General features: G+C 72.7%; 11 protein-coding genes and 1 pseudogene. 3 read left to right on the top strand and 9 right to left on the bottom strand.

Annotated features, from left to right (window positions below; genetic code table 11):
* Positions 1-111 precede the first annotated feature (111 nt).
* Entirely contained in the window at positions 112-1,518 is a 1,407-nt protein-coding gene (gene proS / locus QSK20_RS04325; protein ID WP_285787252.1) for a proline--tRNA ligase, read from the bottom strand.
* A gap of 203 nt (positions 1,519-1,721) precedes the next feature.
* On the opposite strand from proS, the gene QSK20_RS04320 reads away from it, so the two are divergent.
* Both QSK20_RS04320 and QSK20_RS04315 read left to right on the top strand, forming a co-directional pair.
* Positions 1,722-2,897, top strand: a complete 1,176-nt coding sequence (locus tag QSK20_RS04320; RefSeq protein WP_285787251.1) for a PP2C family protein-serine/threonine phosphatase — start codon at positions 1,722-1,724, stop codon at positions 2,895-2,897.
* Between the two features lie 57 nt (positions 2,898-2,954).
* A pseudogene (locus QSK20_RS04315) lies at positions 2,955-3,545 on the top strand (TetR/AcrR family transcriptional regulator); the annotation flags it as partial.
* 165 nt (positions 3,546-3,710) lie between these two features.
* Here the strand turns inward: QSK20_RS04315 and QSK20_RS04310 are convergent.
* Positions 3,711-4,790 (bottom strand): amidohydrolase family protein, encoded by a 1,080-nt coding sequence (locus QSK20_RS04310; RefSeq protein WP_285787250.1) that lies wholly within the window; start codon positions 4,788-4,790, stop codon positions 3,711-3,713.
* Positions 4,791-5,069: 279 nt separating this feature from the next.
* Here QSK20_RS04310 and QSK20_RS04305 point away from each other — a divergent pair, with 279 nt between their 5' ends.
* Positions 5,070-8,615 carry a S8 family serine peptidase gene (locus QSK20_RS04305; protein WP_285787249.1) on the top strand — a complete coding sequence of 1,182 codons (3,546 nt, stop codon included), beginning with the start codon at positions 5,070-5,072 and terminating at the stop codon, positions 8,613-8,615.
* Positions 8,616-8,670: 55 nt separating this feature from the next.
* Here the strand turns inward: QSK20_RS04305 and QSK20_RS04300 are convergent, their stop codons facing one another.
* From QSK20_RS04300 to ftsY, 7 genes are all read right to left on the bottom strand, one after another.
* Positions 8,671-9,246: a Uma2 family endonuclease gene (locus QSK20_RS04300; RefSeq protein WP_285787248.1), complete on the bottom strand. Its 576-nt coding sequence runs from the start codon at positions 9,244-9,246 to the stop codon at positions 8,671-8,673.
* A gap of 71 nt (positions 9,247-9,317) precedes the next feature.
* Positions 9,318-10,880, bottom strand: a complete 1,563-nt coding sequence (ffh, locus tag QSK20_RS04295) for a signal recognition particle protein (protein ID WP_285787247.1) — start codon at positions 10,878-10,880, stop codon at positions 9,318-9,320.
* A 205-nt stretch (positions 10,881-11,085) separates the two neighbouring features.
* Entirely contained in the window at positions 11,086-13,365 is a 2,280-nt protein-coding gene (locus tag QSK20_RS04290; protein WP_285787246.1) for a [protein-PII] uridylyltransferase, read from the bottom strand.
* 13 nt (positions 13,366-13,378) lie between these two features.
* On the bottom strand, positions 13,379-13,717 hold the full coding sequence (locus QSK20_RS04285; RefSeq protein ID WP_172900363.1) for a P-II family nitrogen regulator: 339 nt from the start codon (positions 13,715-13,717) through the stop codon (positions 13,379-13,381).
* Positions 13,718-13,742: 25 nt separating this feature from the next.
* Positions 13,743-15,113 carry an ammonium transporter gene (locus tag QSK20_RS04280; RefSeq protein ID WP_352232273.1) on the bottom strand — a complete coding sequence of 457 codons (1,371 nt, stop codon included), beginning with the start codon at positions 15,111-15,113 and terminating at the stop codon, positions 13,743-13,745.
* A gap of 162 nt (positions 15,114-15,275) precedes the next feature.
* Positions 15,276-16,064, bottom strand: coding sequence for an aminoglycoside phosphotransferase family protein (locus QSK20_RS04275; RefSeq protein WP_285787245.1), 789 nt, complete (start codon positions 16,062-16,064; stop codon positions 15,276-15,278).
* Between the two features lie 81 nt (positions 16,065-16,145).
* Positions 16,146-17,330, bottom strand: a complete 1,185-nt coding sequence (gene ftsY, locus QSK20_RS04270) for a signal recognition particle-docking protein FtsY (protein WP_285787244.1) — start codon at positions 17,328-17,330, stop codon at positions 16,146-16,148.
* Between the last annotated feature and the right edge of the window lie 132 nt (positions 17,331-17,462).

The following is a 17,462-nucleotide window of genomic DNA, read 5'->3' as shown; positions in this document are numbered from 1 at the left end:
TCGCCGACTCGCCCGCACGCTGCCCCGCATGCACGCTGCCCCGCATGCCTGCAGGGGACCCCTGCTCCGCACCGGGCGGTAACAGGGGTCCCCTGCTACCACCACCGCACGTCAGTACGCCCGGGCGAGGATGGCGACCAGGTCGGCCTCGTCCTCCGAGTCGGGCACGGAACCGTCGGCCCGCAGCAGGCAACGCACGGTCACGCCCTGGGCGTTCGCCTCGGCCTCGCCCGCGACACCCACCGCCGACCACGGCACCCGGGCCCAGCCGGTGGCAGCGGCCTCGATCGCCTCGGCCAGCGTGGCCACCTCACGGGTACGGGACTCGCGGTGGGCCAGCGCCTGGTCGTACAGGGCCTGCTGGTCGGCGGTCAGCGCGGCGAGCACCGCGTCGACCACGTCGGTCACCGGCACCGGGGTCTTCGAGCCGTCCGTCCGGCGGACCACCACCGCGTTGCCGGCGGCCAGGTCCCGGGGCCCGACCTCGACACGTACCGGGTAGCCGCGCAGCTCGGCGTCGACGGCCCGGCGGCCGAACGGGGTGTCGGTGCGGTCGTCGAGCGCGACCCGGACCCCGGCGTCCCGCAGCGCGTCGCGGAGCTTGCCGGCCGCCGCGCCGACGCCCTCGCCGTCCTTGACCACCATCACGTACGCCTGGACCGGCGCCAGCTTCGGCGGCACCCGCAGGCCGTTGTCGTCGCCGTGGCACATGATCAGCCCGCCGAGCATCCGGGTCGAGGTGCCCCAGGAGGTCGTCCAGGCGTGCTCCCGGCCGCCCTCGGCGGAGGAGTAGGTGATGTCGAACGCCTTGGCGAAGTTCTGCCCCAGCTCGTGGCTGGTGCCGAGCTGGAGGGCCTTGCCGTCGCCCATCATGCCTTCGAGCGTGTAGGTCGCGGTCGCCCCGGCGAACCGCTCCCGGGCGGTCTTCAGACCCACCTGCACCGGGATGGCCAGGACGTTGACCATGAGGTCCTCGTACGCCTCGTGCAGGATCCTCCGGGCGTAGGAGCGGGCGTCGGACCTGGTCGCGTGCGCGGTGTGCCCCTCCTGCCAGAGGAACTCGCTGGTGCGCAGGAAGACCCGGGGGCGCAGCTCCCAGCGGACCACGTTGGCCCACTGGTTGAGCAGAAGCGGGAGGTCCCGGTAGGAGTCCACCCACTTGGCCATGAACTCACCGATGACCGTCTCGCTGGTCGGCCGCACCACCACCGGCTCGGCGAGCTGCTTGCCGCCGCCGTGGGTGACCACGGCCAGCTCGGGCGAGAAGCCCTCGACGTGCTCGGCCTCCCGCTTCAGGTAGCTCTCCGGGATGAAGAGCGGGAAGTACGCGTTCTCCGCGCCGGCGTCCTTGATCCGGGCGTCCATCTCGGCCTGCATCCGTTCCCAGATGGCGTAGCCGGCCGGTCGAATGACCATGGTGCCCCGCACCGGCCCGTTGTCGGCGAGCTTCGCCTTGGCGATCAGGTCCTGGTACCAGCGGGGGAAGTCCTCCGCGCGGGGAGTGAGCACGCGTGCCATGACCGGACATCCTATGCGCCCGGCCGCCGGGACCCACGACCGGACGCGGCGGGTCCCGCCGGTCCCGGGCGGACGACGGGCGGCTCTGCCATCATGGGGGAGCCCGTTCCGGGTCACCGGACCGAATCCGCGCACCTCCCGGCGTCCGTCCGGCGATCCGGACGGACGCCCGGGCCGGCGACGCGGAGAACGGGAGACGGACGGTGGATCTCGCCGAGGCGTTACGCCAGGTGCTGCACGTGTCGCACCGCGCCCGCCCGGAGGACCTGCCGAACCTGATGATGCGGGTCGCGCCGCTGCTCGACGCGAGCGCGGTGCTGCTCTACCTGGTCGACCACCAGCAACGGTGGCTGGTGCCGCTCACCGGCCCGCTCTCCCCGTCCCGCCAGCCGGTGCCGATCTCCGGCACGGTCGCCGGACGGACGTTCAGCACGCTGACCGACCACGAGGTCCCCGACGCGGACGGCGTGTCGCGCTGGATTCCCCTGCTCGACGGCACCGAGCGCCTCGGGGTGCTGGAGGTGGTCAGCACCGGCGGCCACGACGAGGCGCACCACGACGACCTGCGGGTCCTCGCCGCCCTGATGGCCGAACTGACGGTCACCCGGGGCCTGTACGGCGACACCCTGGAACTGGTCCGGCGACGGGCGCCGATGCAACTCCCCGCCGAGCTGTTGCGCGCCCAACTCCCGCCGTTGACCTTCTCCACCGGACGGCTGGTGATCAGCGGACTGCTGGAGCCCTGCTACCAGGTGGGCGGGGACGCCTTCGACTACGCGGTCAACGGGGACCTGGCCCATCTGGCGCTCTTCGACGCGGTCGGCCACGGTTCGCAGGGCGGCCTGCGGGCGGCGGTGCTCGCCTCGATCGCCCTGGCCGCGTACCGCAACGCCCGGCGCGGCGCGCTGCCGCTGGTCGGGACGTACCACCACATCGACTCGGCGGTCCGGGCCCACGACCGGGCCGGGATGATCACGGCGGTCCTGGCCGAGCTGGACCAGGGCACCGGACGGCTACGGGTGATCTCGGCCGGGCATCCGAGCGGGCTGGTGCTGCGCGGCGGAAGGGTGGTGCGGGTCCTGCCGACGCCGACCGCGCTGCCGATGACCCTGGGCGACCTGCAACCTCCGCAGGTGGTCGAGGAGGACCTGCAACCCGGCGACGACGTGCTGTTCTACACCGACGGCATCGTGGAGGCACGCTCGGCCGACGGTGAGCCGTTCGGCGTGGACCGGCTGGTCGACTTCGCCGTCCGGGCCCTGGCCGACGGTCTGCCCGCCCCGGAGACCACCCGCCGGCTCGTGCACGCCATCCTCGACCACCAGAACGACGAGTTGGCCGACGACGCCACCCTGCTGATGGCCCGCTGGCTCGGCTGACCGCGCCCCGCGCGAGCGCGACGGTCCGGCTGGTGCGCGACCGTAGACTTCGGCCGGATGGACGGGATCCGGGACGCCGCGCGGCAGCGGCTTCGTGACACGATCGTCGACGCCGCCCGCGCGCAGGCCGTCGCCGTCGGCTGGGACGGCGTGCGCATGGGCGGTGTGGCGAGCGCGGCGGGGGTGAGCCGGCAGACCGTCTACAACGAGTTCGGCAGCAAGGCGGGGCTGGCCGAGGCGCTCGCCCGCCGTGAGGTCGACCGGTTCGTCGCGGACGTCCGGGCGACGCTGCGCCGGCACGGCGACGACGTGCGCTCCGGGGCGTACGCGGCGATCGCGCACACCCTCACCGAGGCGGCCGGCAACCCGCTGGTCAAGGCGATCCTGACCAGTGCCCGGGGTGGCTCGGACGCGCTGCTGCCCTACCTGACGACGCGTGCGGAGCTGGTCCTCGACGAGGCGACGGGCGCGTTGCTGGAGTGGGCCGGTCACCGGCTGCCGGAGGCCGACCCGGAGGCCCAAGCCTTCGCCGCCGACGCGGTCGTCCGCCTGGTGGTCAGCCACATCGTGCTGCCGCAGGCACCCCCCGACCGGACCGCACGGCACCTGACGAACCTGGCGCTCCACCTGCTCTCCGCCACCACGGCCACCCCGGCGGCCACGCCGGCCCCACGGACGAGCACCACGACAGCGACGCCCGCCCCGGACACCACGCCCACCCCGGCGGTCGACCACGGGGGCACCGGCGCCCGGCGGGTCGACCCGCCGACCTCGTGAGCGCCGGACGGGGCGGCCCGCCCGCACTCCGTACGGTCAGCGGAGCGGGCGACCCCGGAGGACGACGCGGCTGGGGGCGCGCACGACACGCAGGTCGCGACGCGGGTCCTCGGGGTAGACGACCAGGTCGGCGGGGCCGCCCTCGGTGAGCCCGCCGAAGCCGAGCCAGGCGCGCCCGCCCCAGGAGGCGGCGGCGAGCACGTCCGGCGGGCTCATCCCGGCCCGCTCGTGCAACAGCAGCATCTCGTCGGCGGCCAGCCCGTGGTCGATGCCGCCGCCCGCGTCGGTGCCGACGTAGATCGGCACCCCTGCCTCGTACGCGGCCCGGACCACGTCGGGGAAGCCGTCCCGCAGGGCGAGCATGTGGTCGGCGTACCCGGGGAACTTCTCCCGGGCCTGGTCCGCGATCCGGCCGAAGGTCTGAATGTTGATCATGGTGGGCACCAGGGCGGTCCCCCGGCGGGCCATCTCGTCGACCAGGTCGAGACCGAGGCCGGTGCCGTGCTCCACCGAGTCGACCCCGGCGCGCACCATGATCGCGACAGCCTCCTCGGAGAAGGTGTGCACGGCGGCGCGTACGCCGGCGCGGTGTGCGGCCTCGACCGCCGCGGTCATGGTGGCCGCGTCCCAGGCCGGCGCGAGGTCCCCGACGCCCCGGTCGATCCAGTCGCCGACCAGCTTGACCCAGCCGTTGCCGGCGCGGGCCTGCGCGGCCACGGTCGCGGCGACCTCGGCCGCCGGCACCTCCACCCCGATGTCCCGCAGGTAGCGCCGGGGTGGGGCGATGTGCCGGCCGGCCCGGGCCAGTCGCGGCAGGTCCGGGTCGTCGTCGAGTTCGGGGTACGGGTACGGCGAACCGGCGTCGCGGATGGCCAGCACCCCGGCGTCCCGGTCCACGATGGCCAGTTCCCGCGCCTGCTCCAGCGAGCCGACCGGCGCGCCGCCCCGGACGATGCCGATGTGGCAGTGCGCGTCGACCAGGCCGGGCAGGATCCACCCGCCGTCGGCGATCGTCTCCGCGCCGGCGACCGGCTCGAAGGTCACCCGGTCCCCCACCAGCCACAGGTCGCGCTCCTCGTCGTCGGGGAGCACCACGCCGCGTACGTGCCAGGCCATTCGTCCTCCGTCTTGCCGGTAGCGGGCGGTCGCCGCCATTCTTCCCCGCCGCGCCGGAGGTCGCGGACCGGGCCGGGACGGAAACACTCATGTCCAATCCGTAACGAAACCAACACACAGAGCGACACGAACGGTTGATTGACAGATTTCTTTATTTAAGCCTGCCTTGATGTCGGGGGCACGCGGGATCAAGATGCACCGATGGATCCCGGGGTGCCCGGGCTCGTACTCCTCGCCTCACAAAGGAGCGTCACAACCGTGTCACCACGAAGATGGCGTGTGGCAGCGCTCGGTCTCGCGGTCGGTCTGACCATCCCCGTCGGGGCTGTCGGACACCCCGCCTCGGCCGCGCCGGACCAGGCCGGCACCGCGCGGGCGGTGGCCGCCAAGGTCGACAAGAAGGTCACCAAGCGGATCGCCGACACCGGCAAGTCGGCCTTCTGGGTCTTCCTCGACAGCCAGGCCGACCTGACCACGGCGGCGAAGCTGCGCACCAAGGCGGAGAAGGGCGCCGCCGTGCTGCGGGCCAAGACCGCCCACGCCGAGCGCAGCCAGGCCGGAGTCCGTGGCCTGCTGACCAAGCGAGGGGCCGACTTCACGCCCTTCTGGCTGGTCAACACCATCCGGGTGACCGGCGACGCCAAGCTCGTCGAGGAACTGGCCGCGCACGGGGACGTCCGCGAGATCGTCGCCGACGACCCGGTAAGCATCCCCACGCCGCTCCCCGGCCAGACCGTCGCGACGGTGGACGGCGTCGAGTGGAACATCGACCGGATCAACGCCCCGCAGGTCTGGAACGAACTGGGCGTCCGGGGCGAGGGCGTCGTCATCGGCGGCATCGACACCGGGGTCAACTACCTGCACCCCGCGCTCAACGCCAGCTACCGGGGCCGGGCCGCCGACGGCAGCTACGACCACGACTACAACTGGTTCGACCCGTCCGGCGCGTGCAGCACCGACGAGCCCTGCGACAACAACGACCACGGCAGCCACACCATGGGCAGCATGGTCGGCCTGGACGGCGAGAACGTCGTCGGCGTCGCCCCGAACGCGAAGTGGATCGCCGCCAAGGGCTGCGAGTCCAGTTCCTGCTCGCGGACCTCGCTGCTGGCCTCCGGGCAGTGGATGCTCGCCCCGACCGACGTCAACGGCGCGAACCCCCGCCCGGACCTCGCGCCGGACGTCATCAACAACTCGTGGGGCAACACCACCTACGACCCGTGGTACGCCGAGACCGTCTCGGCCTGGGTGGCCGCCGGCATCTTCCCGGCCTTCTCCAACGGCAACAGCGGACCCGGCTGCAACACCTCGGGCAGCCCCGGCATGTACTCGATCAGCTACAGCTCCGGCGCGTTCGACGTGAGCAACGCGATCGCCAGCTTCTCCAGCCGGGGCACCGGTGAGAACGGCGAGATCAAGCCGAACATCGCCGCTCCGGGCTCGAACGTCCGCTCCTCCACCCGCACCGGCTACGGCTCGTTCAGCGGCACCTCGATGGCCTCGCCGCACACCGCCGCCACGGTGGCGCTGATGTGGTCGGCTTCCCCCGCCATCCACGGGGACATCGCCGCCACCCGGGCCATCCTGGACTCGACCGCCATCGACGTGGACGCCCTCACCTGCGGCGGCACGGTCGAGAAGAACAACGTCTTCGGTGAGGGCCGGCTCGACGCGTACGCGGCGGTCGAGGCCACCCCGCGCGGCGCGCTCGGCACCGTGGACGGCCACGTCACCTCCGGCGGCGCGCCGCTCGCCGGGGCCACCGTGACCGTGACCGGCCCGACGACCCGCACCGGCGCCACCGCCGCCGACGGGTCGTACGGGTTCGACCGGCTCATGGTCGGCGACTACACCGTGACGGTCAGCAAGTTCGGCTACGTCACCGCCACCGGGCAGGTGACGGTCACCGAGAACCAGACGGTCAGCAAGGACCTCGTCGTCGAGCAGGCCCCCTCGGCCACGCTCAGCGGCACGGTGAGCACCTCGGCCGGACCGGCGGCGGGCGCCGCCGTCAGCGTGCTGAACACCCCGCTCACCGCCACCGCCGACGCGCAGGGCAACTACTCGGTCACCGTCCCGCAGGGCAGCTACGAGGTGCGCTTCACGCACGCCTACCGCTGCGCGGACGCGGTCACCCGGGCGACGACCGTCGACGCCGACACGGACCTGGACGTCGCCCTGCCCGACCGGGTGGACAGCTTCGGGTACGCCTGCGGCGCAGCCGGCGGCACCTTCACCCCCGGCACCGAACTGCTGAACGTCACCGGCGACGACCGGGCCACGACGGTCTCCCTCCCCTTCCGGGTGCCGCTGTACGGCAGGTCGTACAAGGACGCCTGGGTCAGCACCAACGGTGTGCTGGGCTTCGGCACCTCGTCCACCAGCCGGGTCAACACCACGATCCCCAACACGGTCGCCCCGAACCTCGCCCTCTTCCCGTTCTGGGACGACCTCTACGTCGAGACCGACTCGGCGATCTACACCACGGTCGGCGGCAGCGCCCCGCGCCGGACCTTCACCGTGGAGTGGCGCAACGTGGCGATCTACGCCAACCGAGGCCAGCGGCTGACGTTCAGCGCCACGATCGGCGAGGACGGCTCGGTCGTCTACCGGTACAAGGACATCGCCAGCACCGGCGACGAGACCGGCACCGGGGCCACCATCGGCCTGGAGAACGCCGACGGCACCGCTGGCTTCCTCTACTCCTTCAACACCGGCGCGGTCGCCGACGGCACCGCCATCGCGTTCCGTACCACCCGCACCGGCGTCCTCTCCGGCGTGCTCACCGACGCCAACGACGGGCTGCCGCTGGCCGGGGCGACGGTCACCGCCACGGTCGGCGACGCCACGGTCAGCGACACCTCGGACGCCAGCGGCCGGTACCTCCTCCAGGCCCCGGCCGGCGCGGTCGGGCTGAGCCTGACCCAGCCGAACTACGAGACCTCCACCGCCACGGCCACCCTGGCCGCCGGCGCGCTGGAGACCCGGTCGGCGGCGCTGCGCACCGCCCGGATCGGCGCCAACGCCAGCAGCGTCACGGTGACCGCTCCGGCCGGGCAGACCCGCGGCCGGTCGATCGCCCTGAGCAACACCGGGTCGCTCGGTACGGACGTGACGGTGACCGAACTGGACGCCGACGGCTTCCCGGCGGACCTCGGCTGGCTAGAGCTGTCCGGCAGCACCGCCACCGTGGCGGCCGGTGGCCGGCACACCGTCGGGGTGACGGTCCGCACCGCCGGGCTGGCCCCGGGCAGCCACCACCAGGCGAAGGTGCAGATCAGCTCGACCAGCGGCCGGAAGCCGGTGATCGTGCTGCCGGTCACCCTGGTCGTGCCGAGCTACGCGCTGGCCATCGACGCCGGGGGCACCGCCGCCCGGACCGATGTCGAGGGGCAGACCTGGTCGCCCGACCAGGCGTACGCCACCGGCAAGGCGGGCTACCTGGGCAGTTCGAGCCGCCGGTCCACCAGCACGACGATCACCGGCACCAACGACCCGGCCCGCTTCGCCACCCAGCGCGAGGGGATGTACGAGTACCGGGTCGACGGGCTCGCCGACGGCTGGTACACCGTCGAGCTGGACTTCGCCGAGGTCAAGCAACAGCGGCCGGACCGGCGGGTCTTCGACGTGCTGCTGGAGGGCCAGGAGATGCTGCCCTCGCTGGACGTGGCCGGTGAGGTCGGCAGCTACGCCGCGCTGAGCCGCACGTACACCGTCCAGGTGACCGACGGGCAGCTCAACGTCCGGTTCGTCACGCACGCCGGCTACGGCCAGCCGATCGTCAACGCCCTCCGGGTGACCAACCGCCCGGACCTCGGCGTCTGACCCGAGGTGAGTGGGGCCCGGCCGGTCGGCCGGGCCCCACGTCGTCGTACGGGGATCAGGCCCCCCGCTCCAGCACCGCCCGCCGCCGGGCGGTCAGCGCGGGCAGGTCGACCGAGACCTTCCAGGGCCGTTCGGTGACGAAGACGTCATCGGTGTGGGTGACCACGTCGTACTCCCCCCGGGGCCCGAGGGCGTACTCGGTGAGCGTGATCCGCTCGTGCAGGGGATCGACCACCCAGTACGTCGACACCCCCGCGTGCCCGTACACCTTCGCCTTGTCGTACAGGTCGCGGAAGTTCGAGGTGGGCGAGATGACCTCGACCGCGAGCAGGGCACCGTCGACCGGCACGGGGCTCCGGTCGGCGTGCTCCCGCCGGATCGCCACCACGTCCGGGCGGGGCTCGTTACGCCGGTCGATCCGCACCGACAGGTCGAAGCTGACGAAGTACTCGGGCGGGCAGTCGGCTTCGAGCGCGAGCAGCAATCGGACACACATGTCCTGGTGCAGGGCGGTGGGGGAGGGCAAGATCAACCTTCCGTCGACCAACTCGTACGGAAGGTCCTTCGGTAGGTCGTCGAGGTCGTCGACCGTCCACTCCGACCGCTCGGGCAGGATGGGCGCCGCAGTCATGGAGAACTCCTTCCAGGGAACTCCGTCACCGTAGGCGTTCATCAGATCACCCTAGGTCATCGACACGCGGGTCAACCCTGCTTGCCGTCGCCCTTGCCGAACTTGTTGAAGTCGATCTTCGGGAGCTTGAAGCCCGGGGGCAGTCCACCCTGCCCGCCCAGGTCGTTCGGGTTCATCCCCGGCGGGAGCTGGGGCATGCCTCCCGGGAATCCACCGGGCATCCCGACGCCGGCACCGGCGCCGGTACGCGGCCGGTTGCCACCCTTGGTGCCCTTGCGCTTGTTCTTCGGGCTCTTGGTGGCCTTGCGCCGCCCACCGCCGGGCAGCCCCATCATGCCGCCCATCTGCTTCATCATCTTCTGCGCGTCGGCGAAGCGGTTGAGCAGTTGGTTGACGTCCATCACGGTGACCCCGGAGCCGTTGGCGATCCGCGCCCGCCGGGAGCCGTTGATGATCTTCGGGTTGGTGCGCTCGGCCGGGGTCATCGAGCGGATGATCGCGGTGACCCGGTCGAAGTGCTTGTCGTCCAGCTCGCCGAGCTGGTCCTTCATCTGCCCCATGCCGGGCATCATGGCCAGCACGTTGGCGATCGGGCCCATCCGACGGACCGCGATGAGCTGGTCGAGGAAGTCCTCCAGGGTGAACTGCTCGCCGCCCATCAGCTTGGCGGTCATCTTCTCCTTCTGATCGGCGTCGAAGGCCTGCTCGGCCTGCTCGATCAGAGTGAGGACGTCGCCCATGCCGAGGATGCGGCTGGCCATCCGGTCCGGGTGGAAGACGTCGAAGTCCTCCAGCTTCTCGCCGGTGGAGGCGAACAGGATCGGCTGCCCGGTGACCTCCCGGACGGAGAGCGCGGCACCACCCCGGGCGTCGCCGTCGAGCTTCGACAGCACCACACCGGTGATGCCGACGCCGTCCCGGAACGCCTCGGCGGTGCGGACCGCGTCCTGGCCGACCATCGCGTCGATGACGAAGATGACCTCGTCGGGGTCGACCGCCGCCCGGATGTCGGCGGCCTGCTGCATCATTTCGGCGTCGATACCGAGTCGACCGGCGGTGTCGACGATGACGACGTCCCGGGCGGCCCGCCGGGCGTGCTCGATCGAGGCCCGGGCCACCTGAACCGGGTCACCGGTGCCGTTGCCGGGCTCCGGAGCGTAGACCTCGACGCCGGCCCGGCCGCCGAGGACCTGGAGCTGCCCGACGGCGTTGGGACGCTGGAGGTCGGCGGCGACCAGCAGGGGCTGGTGCCCCTGGGCCTTGAGCCAGCGGGCCAGCTTGCCGGCGAGGGTGGTCTTTCCGGAACCCTGGAGACCGGCCAACATGATCACGGTCGGCGGCTGCTTGGCGAACTGGAGCCGCCGCCCCTCGCCACCGAGGACGGCGATCAGCTCCTCGTTGACGATCTTGATGATCTGCTGGGCCGGGTTGAGCGCCTGGGAGACCTCGACGCTGCGCGCCCGCTCCTTGACGTTCGCGATGAAGCCCTTGACCACCGGCAGCGCGACGTCCGCCTCCAGCAGCGCCAGCCGGATCTCGCGCGCGGTGGCGTCGATGTCGGCGTCGGTGAGCCGACCCTTGCCGCGGAGCTTGGTGAAGATCCCGGAGAGGCGGTCACTCAAGGTGTCAAACACGCGAACATCCCGTTTGTCAGTGTTACGGCGGGCACAACGCGGCCGGGGAACAGGGTCCGACCAACGTTTAGCGTAGCCCGCCGCCCGCACCCACGCCTCGGGCCGTGCCCGGCCGCACCACGCCCAGGTGGTTGCAGGGGACCCTTCCTCGGCAGAAAGCGGTAACAGGGTGCCCCTGCAACCACCCACCACCGGCAAGCCGCTCTCACACGACGGCGAGCACGGTGGCTTCCAGGTGGGCGCGCCTGTCGTCGTCCGGGCCGGCGCCGACCAGGTAGAAGGCGTCCACCACGTCCCCGCCGAGAGTGGAGATCCGGGCCGCCCGCACCTCGACGCCGGCCGCGTCCAGTGCGCTGGTCACCCGGTAGAGCAGTCCGGCCGCGTCGGCCGCCCGCAACTCCAGCACCACGGCGTCGGTCGCGGCGTCCCGGTGCCAGACCACCCGGGGGGCCGCGCCGCCGGTCCGGGCGGCCAGGGCCCGACCCCGCAGCCGCTGGATGACCGAGACGTCCCCGACCACGGCGCGGCGCAGGTCGGCGGCGAGCGCGACCGGATCCGGCGGCAGCCCGTAGCGGGGCTGGACCCGGCAGGTGACCAGGGCCCGCCCGTCGACCGTGGCGGCGTCGGCGGCGACCACCTCCAGCCGGTGCAGGGCCAGGCAGCCGGCCACGGTCGCGAGCAGGCCGCGCCGGTCCGCCGCGGCCACCGCCACCGTGTCGGCGGTCAGGTGGACGACCGGCAGCGGCTCCGCCAGCAACGCCGGGTCCGGGGCGGGGGGCGCGGGCAGGGCTCCGGTGTCCAGCGCGGTGCGGACCCGGCCGACGAGGCCGGCGACGAGGCGGCCCTTCCAGTCCGACCAGGCGGCCGGCCCGGTGGCCGCGGCGTCCGCCCGGACCAGGGCGTACAGCAGGTCGAGAGTGGCCACGTCACCGACCGCCTCGGCGACCCGGGTGATGGTCACCGGGTCGTCCAGGTCCCGCCGGGTGGCGACGTCCGGCAGGAGCAGGTGCAGCCGGACCAGCGTGCCGATCAGCGCCACCTCGGCCGGGGGCAGCCCGACCCGGGTCGCCACCGCCTCGGCCAGCGGCGCGCCGAGCACGCTGTGGTCGGCCGGGGCGTCGACACCCTCGCCGGGCAGCCCCTTGCCGATGTCGTGCAGGAACGCGCCGAGCAGCAGCAGGTCGGGTCGGTCCACCTCGCGGGCGAACCGGCTCGCCTCGGCGGCGGCCTGCACCAGGTGCCGGTCGACGGTGTACCGGTGCACCGGGTTGTGCTGCGGCAGGCTGCGCAGCCGGGGCCACTCCGGCAGCCAGGCGTCGACCAGTCCGTACCGGTCGCAGGTCTCCCAGGCGGCGACCAGGCCCGGACCGGCCCCGAGCAGGGTGACCAGCGCGGCGCGGGCCTCCGCCGGCCAGGGCGACGGTAGCGGTGGGCAGTACGCCGCGAGCCACTCGCAGGTGGCCCGCGCGATGGGCAGCCGGGTGGTCGCCGAGGCGGCGGCGACCCGGAGCGAGAGGACCGGGTCGGGGCGGGGTCCGATGGCGGTACGGGCGAGCACCAGCTCACCGTCGTGCTCGACCACGTCCCGGGCGACCGGACGGCGCACCGGGCGACCGTCGGTGCCGCGTCGCCGCCGGACGCGCAGCCGGTCGGCGGCCCGCCAGGCGTCGTCGAGCGCGTGGCTGACCGTGCGGGCGTCCCCGGCGACCCGGCGCAGCAGGGTGTCTCCGTCGTCCAGGTCCAGCAGCCGGGCCACCCCGGCGCGTTCCTGCGCGAGCAGCCGGTCGACCCGCCGGCCGACCTGCTGGTGCAGGGCGTCCCGGGTGTCCAGCAGCCGCAGGTGGGCGGCCCGGACCGCCGGGCGCAGCGCGTCGGTGAGCCCGGCGGTGGCGATGCCCCGCAGGATGCCCACGTCGCGCAGCCCGCCGGCCGCCTCCTTCAGGTCCCCCTCCAGCAGGAAGGCCAGCTCGCCGTGGGTCTGCCAGCGGCTCTCGGTGACCTCCCGCAGCGCGGGGAGCTGACGGAGGGCGGTACGCCGCCACTGGTCGGCGGCGGTGCGGACGAGTTCGTCGGCGACGCCCCGGTCCCCGGCGACGTACCGGGCGTCGAGCAGACCGAGCGAGACCTTGACGTCGTCCAGGGCCACCGAGAGCGCCTCGCCGACGGTGCGTACCGAGTGGTCCAGCCGAACCCTGGCGTCCCAGATCGGATACCAGATCGAGGCGGCCAGGTCGTCGACGCCGGACACACCGGTGTGCACCAGCACCAGGTCGAGGTCGCCGTGGGGTGCGCACTGCCGGCGACCGAGACCACCGACGGCGACCAGCGCCACGCCCGCCCGCTCGGGCAGCAGGGTGCGCAGCCACCGGTCGTGCCGCTCGGCGCGGTCGCGCCGGGCGGCCTCGCCGACGCCGACGACCCCGCCGACCACGGGAGCCGGGCCGCCGGGGGCGGCGGTCGGATCCGGTGCGGTCGGCGGGGTCATCGTGGGTCGGCGATCAGAGGGCGTCGAGGCCGCGCTCGCCGGTGCGGACGCGGACGACCTCCTCGACGGCGGTCACCCAGACCTTGCCGTCGCCGATCTTGCCGGTCCGGGCGGCGCCGACGATGGCGTCCACGACCTTGTCGACGTCGATCTCGTCGGTGAGCACCTCGACCCGGATCTTGGGCAGGAACTCGACCGTGTACTCGGCACCCCGGTAGACCTCGGTGTGCCCCTTCTGCCGGCCGTAACCCTGGACCTCGCTGACGGTCAGGCCGGCCACGCCGAGGGCGTGCAGGGCCTCCTTCACCGCGTCCAGCTGGTACGGCTTGATGACCGCGGTCACCAGCTTCATGTCCAACCCTTCCATCGCAGAAACGTTAGCCCGCGACCTTCTCGCCGACTCCGGTGGTGGGTGCGGGCTCGGCGGCCTTCGGCGTCGTCGCCGTCGGGGTGCCGATGCCGGCCATCGCGAACGCGCCACCGGCGCTGCCGGTCGAGGGCGAGAGGTCGTAGCCGCTCTCCGCGTGCTCGGTGATGTCGATGCCGTTGACCTCGTCCTCGGCGGAGATCCGGAAGCCGATGGTCTTCTGGATGACGAAGCCGAGCGCGAAGGCCACCGCGAAGGAGTAGACCGTGACGATCAGGGCGCTGAGGGCCTGCACGCCGAGCTGGGCGACCCCGCCGCCGTAGAAGAGGCCCTCGTCGGTGACGAGCGAGCTGACCGAGCTGGTGCCGAAGAGGCCGATCCAGAGGCAGCCGATCCAGCCACCGACGAAGTGCACGCCGACCACGTCGAGGGAGTCGTCGTAGCCGAGCTTGTACTTCCAGCCGACGGCGAGGGCGCAGACCGCACCGGCGACGATGCCGAGCAGGACCGCCGCCCACGGGGCGACGAACGCGCAGGCCGGGGTGATGGCGACCAGGCCGGCGATGGCGCCGGAGGAGGCGCCGACCAGGGTGGGCTTGCCGTCCCGGATCTTCTCCACGACCAGCCAGCCGAGGACGGCGGCGGCGGTGCAGACCTGGGTGTTGAGGAACGCGATCGCGGTGGTCGCGTCGGCGGTCAGCTCGGAACCGGCGTTGAAGCCGAACCAGCCGAACCAGAGCAGGCCGGTGCCGAGCGCAACCATCGGGACGTTGTGCGGCTTCATGGCCTCCTTGGGCCAGCCGAGCCGCTTGCCGAGCACCAGCACCAGGGCGAGCGCGGCGGCACCGGCGTTGATGTGCACCGCGGTGCCACCGGCGAAGTCGAGCGCGCCGAGACCGGCTCCGATGAAGCCGCCGCCCCACACCCAGTGCGCGACCGGGAAGTAGACCAGGGTCGCCCAGCCGAAGGCGAAGAGCAGCCAGCCGGAGAACTTGGCCCGGTCGGAGATGGCACCGCTGATCAGGGCGACCGTGATGATGGCGAACATCATCTGGAAGGCCATGAAGACGTAGAGCGGGATGCCGGTCTCGCCCCACAGGTCGGTCTCGGCCATGAAGGTCTTGGTGCCGAGGTACTGGCCGACGTCACCGATGACGCCGCCCTGGTCGGCGCCGAACGCGATGCTGAAGCCGTAGAACAGCCAGAGGACACTGACGAGCCCCATGGCCGAGAAGCTCATCATGATCATGTTGAGCACGCCCTTGGACCGGTTCAGACCGCCGTAGAACAGCGCCAGACCCGGTGTCATGAGCAGCACGAGCGCGGTCGACACCAGCAACCATGCGGTGTTGCCGGTGTCGATCGTCGGTGCTTCAGGCACGCTGGCCTCCTAAAGGTGAGGTTCCCTCCTTCACGGCTTCCGGGGCAGCGTCGCCCGTACGCCGGATGCGCGAAAGAATCCGCCCCGGCTGTTTCACCTTCGGTCCCGGCCCGGTTTCCGGTCGGTCACGGGTTGTTTCGGACGTGTGAAGAAGTCCGCACCTCAGCGCAGCGCCCACTCCAGGGTGTGCCGTTCGTAGTCGAGCAGGCGCAGGTCGCGCATGGGGCGACGGAGGTGACCCTTGTGCACGATCCGGACGAACGCCGGATCCCCGGCGGCGGCCATCCGGCGGATGCCCTCGACGTGGTCGACGATCCGCTTGCGGATGGTCCGGATCAGCCGGTGCCGGTCCCGGGGGATCAGCCCGTACGCGTCGGCGAAGAGGCGCAGCCGGCGCGGCCGGTCGGGGCGTTTCCAGCCGAGGGTGTAGGAGTCCCGGTCGGAGAAGATCGGCACCCAGGTCCACGCCGCGTACGCCACGTCGTAGATCCGCGCGCCGGGCGAGGCGAGGTCGAAGTCGATCAGCCCGAGGGTGCCGTCCGGCCGCCAGATGACGTTGTGCGGGGCGGCGTCGTGGTGACAGATGACCTCGGTGTCCGGCGGGGGCGGCCCGAAGGAGCGCCAGACCGCCCCGGGCGGCGGGACGAAACCGTACTGGGCGTCGTGGAACATCCGCAGCATCGTCGCCACCGTCACCAGCGCCTCGTCGGTGACCCAGTGCGGGGCGAGCGGGTACTCCCCGCACTCCCCCTCCAGGTACGACAGGACCTCCCGGTTGCGTTCGTCCATGCCGTACGCCCGGGGCGCGCCGGTGAAGCCGACGTACTCCAGGTGGCGCAGGAGGGCGTGCACCGCCGGGGTCCACGGTCCGGCGTTGCGCCGGACGGTGTCGCCCACCCGGACGACGGTGCTGACGTTCCCGCCGTGCAGCGGGATCTCCTGTGCGGTCACGTGCGGTCTCCCGAGGCCCGGTGCCGGCTGGTGGTGCCCACGCCCCCCGGTGGGAGGGTGTTCGTCGGTGGTCACCCGAGGTTACGCGTCCCGGGCGAGCGGCTCGGTGCCGAGCAGCGCGTCGACGAACTGCGTCGGCTCGAACGGGGCCAGGTCGTCCTTGCCCTCGCCCAACCCCACCAGCTTGACCGGAATGCCGAGTTTGCGCTGGACGGCGATGACGATACCGCCCTTGGCGGTGCCGTCGAGCTTGGTGAGCGCCACGCCGGTGACGTTGACCGCCTCGGTGAAGACCCGGGCCTGCTCCAGCCCGTTCTGGCCGGTGGTGGCGTCCAGGATGAGCAGCGTCTCGTCGATCGGGCCGTGCTTCTCCACCACCCGCTTGACCTTGCCCAGCTCGTCCATCAGGCCGATCTTGTTCTGGAGCCGGCCGGCGGTGTCGATCAGGACGGTGTCGACCCCGGTGGCGATGCCCCGCTTGACCGCGTCGAAGGCGACGCTGGCCGGGTCGGCCGCCTCCGGGCCGCGTACGGTCTCCGCGCCGACCCGACCGCCCCAGGTCTCCAGCTGGTCGGCGGCGGCGGCCCGGAACGTGTCGGCCGCGCCGAGGAGCACGCTGCGGCCGTCCGCGACCAGCACCCGGGCGATCTTGCCGCAGGTGGTGGTCTTGCCCGCGCCGTTGACCCCGACCACCAGCACCACCGCCGGCATGCCCTCCTTCGGCGCGGTGCGCAGCGAACGGTCCAGCGTCGGGTCGAGCGCGTTGACCAGCTCGGCGGCGAGCAGGGCACGCAGTTCGGTGGCGCTGCGGGTGCCGAGCACCCGGGTCCGCTCGCGCAACCGGTCGACGATCTCCCGGGTGGCGTCGATGCCGACGTCGGCGGTGATCAGGCTGTCCTCGATCTCCTCCCAGGCGTCCTCGTCCAGGTGGTCCCGGCTGAGCAGGCCGAGCAGGCCCTTGCCGAAGACGTTCTGCGAGCGGGACAGGCGGGAGCGCAGCCGGACCAGTCGCCCGGCGGTCGGCTCGGGCACCTCCAGCGGCGGCACCTCCACCACCGGAGGGACCTCCACCACGGGCGGCTCCACCACGACCCCGGTGGGCGCCTCGACCGGTGGGGCGACGGGCCGGTCCTCGACCCGGGTGGGTGCCGGCGCCTCCGGCAGCCGGGGCTCCGGCCGCCGCCGCAGCTTCGGCACGACCAGGCCGGCGACCGACAGGAGCAGCACACCGAGCAGGACCAGTGCGACTACGAGGTAATCCGCCATGCGGAAATCCTGTCAGATGCCGTCGCCGTCGGCTCAGCCACCGCGCCCGATCCGCGGCCGACCTGCGGGTCCTCCGGCGGGAGGTGTGCGTGCCGGAGCCGGCGGCAGGGTAGAAATGGTGAGCCCATCTCG

The sequence above is a fragment of the Micromonospora sp. NBRC 101691 genome, from assembly GCF_030269285.1.
GTDB classification, from domain to species: domain Bacteria; phylum Actinomycetota; class Actinomycetes; order Mycobacteriales; family Micromonosporaceae; genus Micromonospora; species Micromonospora echinospora.
This window is presented reverse-complemented; position numbering and strand designations above follow the sequence as displayed.